Source organism: Stutzerimonas kunmingensis, assembly GCF_021432085.1.
GTDB lineage: Bacteria > Pseudomonadota > Gammaproteobacteria > Pseudomonadales > Pseudomonadaceae > Stutzerimonas.
The window spans coordinates 1168604-1181729 of record NZ_CP090366.1 but is presented as its reverse complement, the minus strand read 5'-3'; the positions used below and the strand labels follow the sequence as shown (position 1 = coordinate 1181729).

The window sequence follows — 13126 nt, the reverse complement described above, 5'->3', positions numbered from 1 at the left end:
GCCCGCCCTACGGCAAGGAGTGACAGGACGTCCCCCTTCAATTGATTGAGCTTGCCATGCCCAACCCTCTCCTGAGCATTCTCGTCGTCGATGACGCCAAATTCTCCAGCGTCATGATCGGTCGCGCGCTGAGCAAGGCCGGCTACCAGGATATCCGCTTCGCCAGCAGCGCCGCCGACGCACTGGTGCAGCATTCGCAACGCCCCGCGCATGTCCTGCTGGCGGACTGGCTGATGCCGGAAATGGACGGCCTCGAGCTGACCGGCCAGATTCGCCAGCGCGACGCCCAGAGCGGGCACTACAGCTACATCATCCTGCTCACCGGCCGTGACAGCGAGAACGCCCTGGGGCAGGCGTTCGACCACGGCGTTGACGACTTCATCAGCAAGTCGGCGATGAACGAGCAGCTGTTGCCGCGCATCTTCGCCGCCGACCGTCTATGCGGCTCGCTGCAACGGCTCAAGCAGGAGAATCACCAGCTCGCAGAGAATGTCGCGAGCCTCGAAGGGCAAAGCCTGCAGGACCCGCAGACCCATCTCGGCAATGCCCGCTACATGCACCAGCGCCTGGCGGCCAGCCTGCGCCAGATGGAGAACCGCGGCACGGCGCTGTACTACCTGCAGATCGGCCTGCCCGACGCCGATGCGCTGCGCGAGCGCTATGGCGATGCGGTCTACGCGGAAATCCTCAGTGCCATTGGCGCGCGTCTGCAGCAGCTCGTCCGCCCGCTGGATGTGGTTTGCCGAATCAATGAAAGCCAGTTCGGCCTGCTGGCCCTGGTCAACGATCTCAAGGGGTGCTCGCCAAGCAGCTTCAAACGCCTGCATGAAGGCCTGAATCTCAGGGCGCTGAAGACCAGCGAGGGTTTCGTATCCATCAAGGCGGGCATCAGTCTGATCAGCCTCGACACTGATGCGCTGCCGATCGCGCCTGAAACCATCATCGAGCGCGCGGCCGCCCTGCTGCCGAGCGCCTACAGCACCGGCCGCATCGTGCCGTTGCGCCTGAAGCAGTCGGCCTGAGGGTGAGCTGGCACGTCCTCGGCGCAGGCGCACTCGGCAGCCTCTGGGCGGCCCGCCTGGCTGGAGCGGGCGCAACAGTACGGATAATCCTGCGCTCTGCCCAGCGCCTCGCCGATTACCAGCGCGCCGGCGGGCTCACGCTGACTGCCGACCATCTATCTCGGCTCTACGCTATCCCGGCAGAACTGCCCGATGCGAGCGAACCAATCCAGCGCCTGCTGGTTGCATGCAAGGCCTACGACGCCGAAGGCGCAATCGCTCAGGTGGCGTCGCGCCTCGCCTCTGGCTGCGAAATACTCCTGTTGCAGAACGGCCTCGGCAGCCAGCAGGCGATCGCCGAACGCTGGCCGCAGGCACGTTGCATCTTCGTGTCGAGTACCGAAGGAGCCTATCGAGAAGACGATTTCCATGTGGTGTTCGCCGGCCGCGGGCAGAACTGGCTGGGCGATCCGAACGGCGGCAGCGCGCCGGTCTGGCTGGACGAACTGAACCGAGCGGGCATCCCGCAAACCTGGTCCAGCGACATCTTGGCGCGGCTCTGGCGCAAGCTGGCGCTGAACTGCGCGATCAATCCGCTGACGGTGCTCCACGATTGCCGTAATGGCGAGCTGCTGCAGCATCGCGAGCAGCTCTCCGGGCTTTGCGAAGAACTCGTCGAACTGCTCGAAGCCGGCGGTCAGCCAGCCGCGGCCAGCGATCTGCAAGGCGAGGTGCTGCGGGTGATCGAGGCCACCGCCGCCAACTATTCATCGATGTATCAGGACGTTCGACTCGGCCGGCGGACCGAGATCGCCTACCTGCTCGGCCATGCCTGCCGCAGCGCCGACTCGCTGGGGCTCGCGTTACCCCGGCTGCACGAACTGCATCGCCACCTGCGTGAACACCTGAGCCAGCGCGGATTGCCCACGGACTGAGCCGCAGCTACCCTGCAGAAACTCTCTGCTATGCCGTGTCCCGCCAATGATCCTGCGTCAGCGCCTCGAAAACCTTCCGGTCGGCCGTAAACTGCTGCTGGCCCTGCTCGTCCTGCTTGCCGCCGTTCTGCTGGTTTCCAACCTGACGTTCATCAGCGCGGCCTACTGGATTTCACGGCAGAGCGTTGCGCCGCAGGCCATGCACACCCTCGGCGAGCTGTTCGCTACCGAAGAACTGAGCGCGCGGGCGCTGTCTTCGCCGGAAGCCGCCAGCAAACTGCTCAAACGCCTGGACGGCTATGCGCCGCTGCGAGCCGCGATGATCTACGACCGCAACGGCAACAGCCTCGCGCAACTCCAGCAAGGCGACCGATTGCGTCTGCCCGAGCAGCTCAGCGATGTCGAGCATTGGCGTGCCAGCGAGATTCGCGCCAACCTGCTGGTCAGGCTGCCGCAAGCCGATGGCAGTGCCGGGCATCTGCTGATGGTCGCCAGCAGCGAGCTGCCCGGCGCCTTCTACACCGGTACGCTGACCGCCAGCCTGGCCATTCTCGTCGCCAGCCTGCTGCTCTGGGTGTCGGTCGCCCGGCAGATCCGTCAACTCATCACCCGCCCGATTCGCGAACTCGAAGCATTGTCACGCCAGGTCACCCGCGAGGAGGACTATTCCCTGCGCGCCAAGCCCGGCAACCAGGACGAGATCGGCCGGTTGGCCGATGCCTTCAACACCATGCTGTCGCGCATGGAGGCCCGCGAGCAGCAGCTCAAGCGCGCCCGTGACGATGCCCAGGAGGCATTCGATCATGCCCAGGGCCTGGCCGAGGAAACCCGCCACTCCAACCGCAAGCTGGAGCTGGAAGTGCAGGTGCGCAGCAAGATCGAGCAGAAGCTGACCGGCTTTCAGAAGTACCTCAACAGCATCATCGATTCGATGCCCTCGGCGCTGATCGCACTCGACGAACAGCTCTACGTCACCCAATGGAACCAGGAAGCCAGCGCCCTCTCCGGAACGCCGCTGGATGACGCGCTCAACCAGCCGGTGTTCGTCGCCTTTGAGCCGCTCAAGCCGTTTCTCGCGCAGATCCGGCGCACTTCGGAACAGCACGTGGTGGCGAAGATCGAGCGGGTGACCTGGATGCGCAACGACGAGCCGCACCACTATGCGCTGACCTGCTACCCGCTGACCGGCGCAGGTGGCCGCGGTGTGGTGATCCGCATCGACGACATCACCCAGCGCATCAACATGGAAGAAATGATGGTGCAGTCGGAAAAGATGCTCTCGGTGGGCAGCCTCGCGGCCGGCATGGCCCACGAGATCAACAATCCTCTCGGCGCCATCCTGCACAACGCGCAGAACATCCGCCGCCGGCTCTCGCCCGAGCTCGAGCGCAATCGCGAGGCCGCGGAGGAAACCGGCGTGCGCCTGGAAGCGGTCAACCAGTACCTGCAGCGCCGCGAAGTGCCGCAGCTGCTCGATGGTATCCAGCAGGCCGGCTCGCGCGCGGCGAAGATCGTCAGCCACATGCTCAGCTTCAGCCGCATGAGCAACCGTCAGCTGGCGGACTGCCAGTTGCCCGTTCTGATCGATCAGGCACTGGAGATCGCCGGAAACGACTTCGCCCTGATGGAAGGCTTCGACTTCAAGGCCATCGATATCGTTCGTGACTTCGACCCGCGGATCGACCGCGTACCGTGCATCGGCAACGAGCTGGAGCAGGTCTTGCTCAACCTGCTGAAGAACGCTGCACAGGCCATCCATACCCATCAGAGCGACGAGCCGGGACAGATCATCCTGCGCACGCGCCTGAATCCGCCGTGGGCGGAAATTCAGGTCGAGGACAACGGCGGCGGCATCCCGGAGAATGTGCGCAAGCGCATCTTCGAGCCGTTCTTCACCACCAAGGAAGTCGGCCAGGGAACCGGGCTGGGTCTTTCCGTCTCGTATTTCATCATCACCAACAACCATCAGGGGCAGATGGAGGTGCAGTGCCAAGCTGGCCACGGCACCACGTTCACCCTGCGGTTGCCGCTGAGCTCGCCCGGCGAGCAGATGGCGACCTGAACCAAGGAACCGATACATGGGCAATCGACTGTCGAAAATCTACACCCGCACCGGCGATAGCGGCGAAACCGGCCTCGGCGACGGCCGTCGGGTTGCCAAGGACCATCCTCGCGTGGAGGCCATGGGCGAGGTCGACACCCTCAACAGTCAGCTCGGCCTGTTGCTGGCCGAACTGGCCGATGCGCAGGCGCAGTGGCCAACGCTCGACGAGCTGATCAGCGTTTTCGCGCCTTGCCAGCACCGTTTGTTCGACCTCGGCGGCGAGCTGGCGATGCCCGACTACCAGGCGCTGCAGGACAACGAAATCGAGCGGCTGGAACAGGCCATCGATCGCTGGAACCAGGAGCTCGGGCCGCTGAAGGAATTCATCCTGCCAGGTGGTTCCCGGCTGATCGCCCTCGCCCACCTGTGCCGCAGCATGACGCGCACTGCCGAGCGTCGCTGTCAGCAGCTCAATGCCAGCGAAACGGTACGCCCGGTGCTGCTGGCCTATCTGAACCGGCTCTCCGATGCGCTGTTCGTCGCCGCTCGCTTGATCGCTCGGCGCCAGGGTTGCGGTGAAATACTCTGGCAGCCAGCCGCTGCTTCACCTGCCGCGGATGACTGAGCCGGTCGTGGCGCGACAGGCCCGCCGTCGCGACCAGCTGCACGCCGCCTGGGAAGCCTTCATCGTCCTGTTGGTGTGCATCAACCTGTCGCTGATTCTGTTCGACAGCCTGTTCGCCCTGCAGCCTGTTAGCGCAGTGCTGGCGGACCTCGTGCCAGAGCTGCACGCGCGTTACCAGCAGAGTGTCCACGCCAACTTCCAGTACATCGACCTGGGCTTCGTCGCGATCTTCGTCCTCGACGTGCTGCTCGGCTGGACCGTGGCACTGTTCGAGCGCCGCTATGCACGCTGGTACTACTACCCGTTCGCGCACAGGTATGACGTGCTCGGCTGCATTCCCCTGGCCGGGCTGCGCTGGTTGCGCGTACTGCGTGTCGGCACGCTGCTGATCCGCCTGCAGCGCCTGGGGCTGATCGACATGCGCGGCTGGGCCATCTACGGCCTTTTCAGCCGTTATTACTACCTGCTGATCGAGGAGCTTTCCGACCGGGTGATGGTGCGCCTGTTCGGCCGCCTGCAGCAGGAGATCGGCGCCAGCGACGACCTTTCGCGCCGGCTGCTGCAGGAAGTGGTGCGGCCGCGCAAACAGCGCTTGCTCAACGACATCTCGCGGCGCCTGCAGGACATGCTGGAGACCGGCTACCGCGACAATCGCGGCGCCATCGAAGGTTATGTCAGCCAACTGATTCACCAGGCGCTGCAGAACAATCCCGAGATGCACAATCTGCGGCGCCTGCCACTGGGCAACCGCCTGGCCAGCACGCTCGACGATGCACTCAGCGACATCGCCGCGCGGCTGCTGCAGGGCGCCGTGGAAGGCATGCGTGGCCCGCAGTTTCAGGCACTGGCCGGCAATCTCGCCGACGAGTTCTTCGATGCCTGGGTCTACCAGGACGAAAATACCGACCTGGCGCTGGAAGAACTGCTGGTCGACGTCATCGAAGTGCTCAAGCAGCAGGTGCTCGACCGCCGCTGGAGTCGTTTCGTCGGCCCCACGCCCCCACCGACACATCCCGAGTGATCGGACTGACGCAATGCTCTCCGCTGCGCGCCCCAAGGGCCGTCGGAGGCAAGTGCTGACCTGCTACTCGTCGACTGCCTTGAAGCCCTCAGGGGATTTTTCGTCGAGACGCGCGCCGATGATCATCTCGGTAGCCCAGTTCACCAGAATCGAGGTGTAGGCCTCCTGGCAGCGCTCGTTGCTCAGCGCATGGTCGGCACCGTCGATGATGCGATGGGTGAGGGAGTGGGTGCCGTGGAAGGCGGCACGATAGCTCATGATGGTTTCGTGCGGGACGAAGGTATCGTGCTCGGATTCGACGATCAGCACGTCGCCGCGAAACGCCGCGCAGGCGGCCAACGCGCGGTTCTCGTCCGGTAGCACGCGCCGGCTGCGCAGCTGGTTGAGGACGTGGCGATCGAGCTGCCGCTTGGGCACCTGCCACTCCTCGTCGCGGTACAGCGCCGGCACGCGCAGGGCCAGCCACTTCACCGGACGCAGCGCGGTGAGAATCGCCGCGAGGTAGCCGCCATAGCTAGTGCCGACCACTGCAATCGCGGAGGGGTCGATATGCGGGTGTTGGGCCAGCAGATCGTAAGCGGCGAGCAGATCATTGAGGTTCTGTTCCCGCGTCACGCTTTCCTGTTGCGCGCGGGTCTGCGCATGGCCGCGCAGATCGAACGACAGGCAGACACAACCAAGCCCGGCGATACCGCGCGCGCGGTTCAGGTCGCGCTGCTGGCTGCCACCCCAGCCGTGCACGAACAGCACGCCTGGCATCTTCTCCGGCGGTGAGAGGAAGGTCCCGGCGATATGCTCATCACCTACCAGGATGTTCACCATCTCGCTATGCGTCGCCATAGTCCTCCACCGTTACACACTTGGTGATGAAACCCACATCGGCGTCCTCGTCCCGATACAGAAGTTGCGCACCGGCCGGCACGCCCTGCTCGCGCCCATAGAACTCCAGCGAAGACGCCTTCACCGCGCGCGCCGAAGTGCCTTGCCTGAAGACTTCCAGGGCCGCCACTTCAGCGCTGCTGGCACCGCCGATACGCCAGGATTGCTCGAGCACGCCGGAACGTGACCGGCCCCGGCCATCGACGCCCTGAGCGATGTCGTAGTTGCGTCGCGAGGCGAAGAAATGCCGATAACAGGCCGATGCTGCCTCGTCGTAGACCTGCGCCTGGCGCACGGCCAGACGTGTCGTCTCCGGCAGATCAAGGGCCATCAGCGCCTCGAAGTCGCCATCGACGACCACCAGATCCGAGCCGCCATACACCTCGTTGCCCGCGTTGTCCCGAGTCAGGCGCTGCGTACCGTAGTAACTGGCCAGACGGCCCCCGACACGTACCTGGCCGACACTGAAGGTGATGACGCGATCCAGATGCGCCTCCAGAACCAGGCCGTACTGGGCCAGCTCCTTTTCATCGAGCGCAAACAAGGCCTCATCGAGGGTATCGGCATCATCGACGCGCAGCTGCCCGCGGCCACCCGTGGCGCGTACCGGCTTGATCCGCACCGGCCCTTCGTGCAAAAGGCGCCGCCCGGCGTCACGCGCATCCTCGATGCTGAAGGCGCTGTAGCCGGCCAGCACGCTGCCCTTGACCTGGGTACTGAAGTCCCGCGACCAGCCAACCGGCGCGACCGCATCCGGACGCACCAGCGGGTGAGTGATCGCCTTGGTTTCAACGAAGGCCTGCGGCACGACGCCACCAAACAGATCGCCTTCCTCATTCAGGCCCAACGCCTGCGCTTCACGCAGTCCGACCACCGTGCCCGACGGAACGAGGTAGGGGTGGGCGTCATAGCGCCGCTGCGGGTCGTACTCACCGCCGTAACTCGTCCCCAGCAAGGTCGCCAGGCGTTCGGCCAAGGCCGCGTGGACGACCTTCTCGTGCTGCGGCTCGCGTGGTCGGTTGGCATAGGTCAGCACGACCCGGCGTGAGCTCTGCAGCGTTTGCGCATTCATCATCGTTGTGGACAGCTCCATGGACTGCTCGGCATGTACGTCCTGAGACCCGGCGCGCCGGCAGGCGTTCGCTTCTGACTGAGCGTCCCGCCGAGCGCCAGAAATGAAAAAGGGGAGCAACCTCGTGGCTGCTCCCCTTCTTTTTGCGCGTCGATTCAGGCCGGCGCCGACGACCGGATCAGGTGATCGAAGGCGCTCAGCGAGGCCTTGGCCCCTTCACCGACGGCGATCACGATCTGCTTGTACGGCACCGTGGTCACGTCGCCGGCAGCAAACACACCGGGAATGCTGGTCTGGCCCTTGGCGTCGACGATGATCTCGCCGAAGCGCGACAGCTCCAGGGCGCCCTTGAGCCACTCGCTGTTGGGCAGCAGGCCGATCTGCACGAAGATGCCTTCCAGCTCGACGTTGTGCAGCTCGTCGTTAGTGCGGTCCTTGTAGACCAGGCCGGTGACCTTCTGGCCGTCACCCTTGACCTCGGTGGTCTGCGCCATCTTCAGCACGCGAACGTTGGACAGGCTGTTGAGCTTGCGCTGCAGCACGGCGTCGGCACGCAGTTCCTCGCCGAACTCGAGCAGGGTCACATGAGCGACGATGCCGGCCAGGTCGATGGCCGCTTCGACACCGGAGTTGCCGCCGCCAATCACCGCCACGCGCTTGCCCTTGAACAGCGGGCCGTCACAGTGCGGGCAGTAGGCGACGCCACGGCCGCGGTATTCCTGCTCGCCGGGCACGTTCATTTCGCGCCAGCGCGAGCCGGTGGCGAGGATCAGGGTCTTGGCCTTGAGCTCGCCGCCGTTCTCGAACTGCACGCGGTGCAGGCCGTCGTCGCCGGCCGGGATCAGCTGGCTGGCGCGCTGCAGGTTCATGATGTCGACGTCGTACTCGCGCACGTGCTCTTCCAGCGCGCGGGCCAGTTTCGGGCCTTCGGTTTCCTTCACCGAGATGAAGTTCTCGATGGCCATGGTGTCGAGCACCTGGCCGCCGAAGCGCTCGGCGGCGACACCGGTGCGGATGCCCTTGCGCGCCGCGTAGATGGCCGCTGCGGCGCCTGCCGGGCCACCGCCGACCACCAGCACGTCGAAGGCATCCTTGGCCTTGAGCTTCTCGGCGTCACGGGCGCTGGAGCCGGTGTCGAGCTTGGCAAGAATCTCTTCCTCGCTCATGCGGCCCTGGGTAAACAGTTCGCCGTTGAGGTAGATGCTCGGCACCGACATGATCTGACGGGCTTCGACTTCGTCCTGGAACAGCGCGCCGTCGATGGCGACGTGCTTGATGTTCGGGTTGAGCACGGCCATCAGGTTCAGCGCCTGAACCACGTCAGGGCAGTTCTGGCAGGACAGCGAGAAGTAGGTTTCGAAGCTGTAGTCGCCATCCAGCGCCTTGATCTGCTCGATCACCTCCGGCGCCGTCTTCGACGGGTGGCCGCCGACCTGCAGCAGGGCCAGCACCAGCGAGGTGAATTCGTGGCCCATGGGGATGCCGGCGAAGCGCAGGCTGATGTTGCCGCCGATGCGGTTGAGCGAGAACGACGGCCTGCGTGCATCGTTGCCATCGGTCTTCAGGGTGATCTTGTCGCTGAGGCCGGCGATGTCCTGCAGCAGGCTCAGCATTTCCCGGGATTTCTCGCCGTCATCGAGGGACGCGACGATCTCGAAGGGCTGGGTGACCTTCTCCAGGTAGGCTTTCAACTGGGTCTTGAGATTGGTGTCCAACATGAGCAGCGGTACCCCGTACGGAATTCAGGAAATAAAACGCCCGGACGGTTCGCGTCCAGGCGTTGGGTTGCCAGAGGGCTTTGAAAAGCCCTCCAGCACGCAGGGCAGATAGGCGAAGCCTTAGATCTTGCCGACCAGGTCCAGCGAAGGAGCCAGGGTCTTCTCGCCTTCTTTCCACTTGGCCGGGCAAACTTCACCCGGGTGAGCGGCGGTGTACTGAGCAGCTTTCAGCTTGCGCAGGGTTTCCGACACGTCACGAGCGATCTCGTTGGAGTGGATTTCGACGGTCTTGATCACGCCTTCCGGGTTGATCAGGAAGGTGCCACGCAGGGCCAGACCTTCTTCTTCGATGTGCACACCGAAAGCGCGGGTCAGCTGGTGAGTCGGGTCACCGATCAGCGGGAACTGCGCCTTGCCAACGGCAGGGGAAGTCTCGTGCCAGACCTTGTGCGAGAAGTGGGTGTCGGTGGTGACGATGTAAACTTCGGTACCGGCCTTCTGGAATTCGGCGTAGCTGTTGGCAGCGTCTTCGATTTCAGTCGGGCAGTTGAAGGTGAAGGCAGCCGGCATGAAGATCAGCACGGACCACTTGCCCTTCAGGGATTCTTCGGTGACTTCGATGAACTTGCCATTGTGGAAGGCATTGACTTTGAAGGGTTGAACTTGAGTGTTGATCAGCGACATCTGCTAACTCCTTTAGGGGGTTCAGAAACTTTGACGGGGCCTACGATAACGCAGCCAGCAGCATACCGTTAATTGATTAAGGGAATGACCGCGATTGCTTTAATCTATCGAAGACACATTTATCAGTTTACAGCAGCATCGCCAGTGACCTGCATCAGCGCCAGCCGTTCAATCCGGCCAGAACGCTCGAATCGCAGCGACACCCTGCGCACCTGCCTGGCGTGCCGGGGACAGGTCGGACGCCTGAAGTCCGCCCAGCAGGTAGGCCGGTCGGTCGAAGCCTAGCAGCAAATCCGCGACCTGCGCCCAGCCCAACGGTGAGGCATCCGGATGGCTGGCGGTCGCCAGCACTGGCGACAACGTGACGAAATCTACTCCCAATGCAGCAGCCAGCGCCAGCTCCTCGGCATCGTGACAGGACGCCGCCAACCAGCGGTTCGCCGCGATCGGTCGTTCCCGCCCCGCATGCTCACGCAGCTGCCTGGCGGTCAGATGCCAGCCAGCCTCGGGATAATCGCATGCCCACTGTAGCGGGCCCTTGAGCATCAGCTGAGCCCGCCCCTCGCACAAGGCCAGCGCCCGCTCTGCCAACGCACGGTAGTCGGCAGGCGGTAGCGACGGCACACGCAGCTGGATCAGCCGTATGCCGTCATCCAGCGCTTGCGCGAGTCCATCGAGCAACCGTTGCGGGGCGAGGCCATCCGGCGTTATCAGATAACGGTGCGGCAGCCGCGCAGCCGCCACGATCGGCTGGTTCGCAGCCGGGAAGCTGTAGTTCGTCAGTTGATCCGCCGTCACCCACATCAGCGGCTGGCCCTCCGCACCGTGGGGTTCACCGGTAAACGCGTGCACCTCCCAGACATCGAGCAGTACCTGCTTGTCCGGATAATCGTGGCGCACCTGGATCAGCGGCTGCGCCGCGGTAACGACGACGCCCAGCTCCTCCAGCAACTCGCGCGCCAGCGCCGCCTCGACGCGCTCACCAGCCTCGACCTTGCCGCCGGGAAACTCCCACAACCCACCCTGATGCTTGTCGAGCGGGCGCTTGGCGATCAGTACGCGCCCGTCGGCACCACGAATGACGGCTGCGGCGACATGGATTCGTTTCACTTTCGCACTTCCTGCAGGGCACTCCGATGCCAGCGCTGAAAAGCCGGCCACTGATGGATCGTCTCGACGTAGCTTGCTGCGGCAGCTGGCAAGGCCACCTGATAACTGCGCAGGCGCGAAGCCACCGGCGCATAGAAGGCGTCGGCAATGCTTGGCTGGCCAAACAGATAATCACCACTCCGGCCAAAGCGCTCGCGGCAACCGCTCCAGATGGCGCAGATTCGCTCGATGTCTGCCTGCACTGCATCGGGAAGCTCGGGCAAGGCCTGGCCGCGCGCCATATCCATCGGCAGATGGCTGCGCAGTGCCTGAAAGCCGCTGTGCATCTCCGCGCAGATACTTCGCGCCAATGCGCGCGCATAGCGCTCACGCGGCCACAGGTTTGCATCAGGGAACTGCTCTGCCAGGTATTCGGCGATTGCCAGCGAATCCCACACCGGGCCGTCCTCGGTCAGAAGCACCGGCACCTTGCCGGTGGGCGAGTAAGCCAGCAGCCGGGCTCGGCTGTCCGGCCGATAGAGTGAGACCGGAACCTGTTCGCACGCAGCGCCGGACAGTTCCACTGCCAGCGCGGCGCGAAGCGACCAGGATGAATAGTTCTTGTCGCCGACTACCAGTTGCAGAGCCATGACCGATGCACCTCGAGTTGCCTTCGGAAGAGTCAGCGGACGTTAAAGCGCGGCAAGCGCAAATGGCAATTCCCGTTGCACATGGGGCCATGCACAACGGGAATAGCTAAGGGCAGGATTCGATCAGGTTCGGTATTCGGCGTTGATCTTCACGTACTCGTGGGACAGGTCGGTGGTCCAGATGGTCTCGCTGCAATCTCCACGTCCGAGTTCGATACGGATGGTGATTTCCTCGCGGGCCATTACCGCCGCGCCCTGCTCTTCCGTGTAGCTGGGCGAGCGCCCGCCCTGGCTGGCGATGCAGACCTCGCCGAGGAACACATCGATCTTGCTCACATCCAGGTCTGGCACGCCGGCGTAGCCGACCGCAGCGAGGATGCGGCCCCAGTTCGGGTCGGAGGCGAACAGCGCGGTCTTGATCAGCGGCGAATGCGCGACGGCATAGGCGACGTCCAGGCACTCCTGATGATTGCCGCCACCGTTGACCTGCACCGTGACGAACTTGGTCGCGCCTTCGCCATCGCGAACGATGGCCTGAGCCACTTCCATGAAGACTTCCAGCACCGCCTGCCTGAGCTTGCCGAACAACTCGCCGGAGGCGGAGGTGATCTCCGGCAGAGCCGCCTGGCCGGTGGCGATCAGCATGCAGCAATCGTTGGTGGAGGTATCACCGTCGATGGTGATGCGGTTGAACGACTTGTTCGCCGCATCGCGCACCAGATTCTGCAATACGCTGCCGGCCACCTTGGCATCGGTGGCGATATAGCCAAGCATGGTCGCCATGTTCGGCCGGATCATGCCGGCACCCTTGCTGATGCCGGTGACGGTCACCGTCACGCCATCGTGCTGGAACTGACGGCTGGCGCCCTTGGGCAGCGTATCGGTGGTCATGATGCCGGTCGCGGCCTCGGCCCAGTGGTCCGGCGACAGATCGTCGAGTGCAGCCTGCAATGCCGACTCGATCTTCTGTACCGGCAGCGGCTCACCGATCACGCCAGTCGAGAAAGGCAGCACGGCCGTCTCGTCGATTCCGGTGATGGCCGCGAGGGCCGCACAGGTGTGACGGGCGTCGGCAAGACCTTGCGGGCCGGTTCCGGCATTGGCGTTACCGGTGTTGGTCAGCAGGTAACGCACCGGGCCGTGCATGCGTTCGCGGGTGACGAGCACGGGGGCAGCGCAGAAGGCGTTGGTGGTGGTCACGCCGGCGACACGGGAGCCCTCGGCACAGCGCATGATCACTACGTCCTTACGCCCTGGTCGCTTGATGCCGGCCGAAGCGATGCCGAGTTCGAAACCGGGTACCGGGTGCAGAGTAGGTAAAGGACCAAGACCGACAGCCATGGATGCGCTCCTTCAGAACAATGGATGGCCAACAGGCCGAGAAAGGGGTTGCGACAAAAACGCCGCG

Annotated in this window: 12 protein-coding genes; 5 read left to right on the top strand and 7 right to left on the bottom strand. The window is 64.2% G+C overall.

What is annotated here, in order from left to right:
• Window positions 1–56 precede the first annotated feature (56 nt).
• Genes LW136_RS05455 through LW136_RS05435 form a run of 5 tightly spaced genes read left to right on the top strand, consistent with a single transcriptional unit; the run spans window position 57 to window position 5626 of the window.
• Window positions 57–1022, top strand: coding sequence for a response regulator (locus LW136_RS05455; protein ID WP_003299848.1), 966 nt, complete (start codon window positions 57–59; stop codon window positions 1020–1022).
• A gap of 2 nt (window positions 1023–1024) precedes the next feature.
• Window positions 1025–1936: a putative 2-dehydropantoate 2-reductase gene (locus LW136_RS05450; protein ID WP_042923882.1), complete on the top strand. Its 912-nt coding sequence runs from the start codon at window positions 1025–1027 to the stop codon at window positions 1934–1936.
• Window positions 1937–1982: 46 nt separating this feature from the next.
• On the top strand, window positions 1983–3998 hold the full coding sequence (locus tag LW136_RS05445; protein ID WP_042923885.1) for a sensor histidine kinase: 2016 nt from the start codon (window positions 1983–1985) through the stop codon (window positions 3996–3998).
• Window positions 3999–4014: 16 nt separating this feature from the next.
• Window positions 4015–4605 (top strand): cob(I)yrinic acid a,c-diamide adenosyltransferase, encoded by a 591-nt coding sequence (locus tag LW136_RS05440; RefSeq protein ID WP_042923887.1) that lies wholly within the window; start codon window positions 4015–4017, stop codon window positions 4603–4605.
• Window positions 4598–5626, top strand: coding sequence for an ion transporter (locus tag LW136_RS05435; protein WP_234174749.1), 1029 nt, complete (start codon window positions 4598–4600; stop codon window positions 5624–5626). The genes LW136_RS05440 and LW136_RS05435 overlap by 8 nt, the downstream gene beginning before the upstream one ends.
• 63 nt (window positions 5627–5689) lie before the next feature.
• Here the strand turns inward: LW136_RS05435 and LW136_RS05430 are convergent, their stop codons facing one another.
• The 7 genes from LW136_RS05430 to argJ form a co-directional block, all read right to left on the bottom strand.
• Window positions 5690–6466, bottom strand: a complete 777-nt coding sequence (locus LW136_RS05430) for an alpha/beta hydrolase family protein (RefSeq protein WP_042923891.1) — start codon at window positions 6464–6466, stop codon at window positions 5690–5692.
• Window positions 6453–7580: a DUF3182 family protein gene (locus LW136_RS05425; protein WP_042923893.1), complete on the bottom strand. Its 1128-nt coding sequence runs from the start codon at window positions 7578–7580 to the stop codon at window positions 6453–6455. The genes LW136_RS05430 and LW136_RS05425 overlap by 14 nt, the downstream gene beginning before the upstream one ends.
• Before the next feature lie 152 nt (window positions 7581–7732).
• Entirely contained in the window at window positions 7733–9295 is a 1563-nt protein-coding gene (ahpF, locus tag LW136_RS05420) for an alkyl hydroperoxide reductase subunit F (protein ID WP_234174748.1), read from the bottom strand.
• Window positions 9296–9415: 120 nt separating this feature from the next.
• Window positions 9416–9979: an alkyl hydroperoxide reductase subunit C gene (gene ahpC, locus LW136_RS05415; protein ID WP_003284760.1), complete on the bottom strand. Its 564-nt coding sequence runs from the start codon at window positions 9977–9979 to the stop codon at window positions 9416–9418.
• Between the two features lie 168 nt (window positions 9980–10147).
• Window positions 10148–11089, bottom strand: coding sequence for a Nudix family hydrolase (locus tag LW136_RS05410; RefSeq protein ID WP_044316395.1), 942 nt, complete (start codon window positions 11087–11089; stop codon window positions 10148–10150).
• On the bottom strand, window positions 11086–11718 hold the full coding sequence (locus LW136_RS05405) for a glutathione S-transferase family protein (protein WP_023444089.1): 633 nt from the start codon (window positions 11716–11718) through the stop codon (window positions 11086–11088). The genes LW136_RS05410 and LW136_RS05405 overlap by 4 nt, the downstream gene beginning before the upstream one ends.
• A gap of 123 nt (window positions 11719–11841) precedes the next feature.
• Window positions 11842–13059, bottom strand: coding sequence for a bifunctional glutamate N-acetyltransferase/amino-acid acetyltransferase ArgJ (argJ, locus tag LW136_RS05400; RefSeq protein WP_044316396.1), 1218 nt, complete (start codon window positions 13057–13059; stop codon window positions 11842–11844).
• Window positions 13060–13126: the final 67 nt, after the last annotated feature.

Excerpts from the sequence above, each read along its gene's own strand:
- LW136_RS05455 (WP_003299848.1), top strand. The coding sequence starts at position 57 with ATGCCCAACCCTCTCCTGAGCATTCTCGTCGTCGATGACGCCAAATTC.
- LW136_RS05445 (WP_042923885.1), top strand. The coding sequence starts at position 1,983 with ATGATCCTGCGTCAGCGCCTCGAAAACCTTCCGGTCGGCCGTAAACTG.
- LW136_RS05440 (WP_042923887.1), top strand. The coding sequence starts at position 4,015 with ATGGGCAATCGACTGTCGAAAATCTACACCCGCACCGGCGATAGCGGC.
- LW136_RS05435 (WP_234174749.1), top strand. The coding sequence starts at position 4,598 with ATGACTGAGCCGGTCGTGGCGCGACAGGCCCGCCGTCGCGACCAGCTG.
- LW136_RS05430 (WP_042923891.1), bottom strand. The coding sequence starts at position 6,466 with ATGGCGACGCATAGCGAGATGGTGAACATCCTGGTAGGTGATGAGCAT.
- LW136_RS05425 (WP_042923893.1), bottom strand. The coding sequence starts at position 7,580 with ATGATGAATGCGCAAACGCTGCAGAGCTCACGCCGGGTCGTGCTGACC.
- ahpF (WP_234174748.1), bottom strand. The coding sequence starts at position 9,295 with ATGTTGGACACCAATCTCAAGACCCAGTTGAAAGCCTACCTGGAGAAG.
- ahpC (WP_003284760.1), bottom strand. The coding sequence starts at position 9,979 with ATGTCGCTGATCAACACTCAAGTTCAACCCTTCAAAGTCAATGCCTTC.
- LW136_RS05405 (WP_023444089.1), bottom strand. The coding sequence starts at position 11,718 with ATGGCTCTGCAACTGGTAGTCGGCGACAAGAACTATTCATCCTGGTCG.
- argJ (WP_044316396.1), bottom strand. The coding sequence starts at position 13,059 with ATGGCTGTCGGTCTTGGTCCTTTACCTACTCTGCACCCGGTACCCGGT.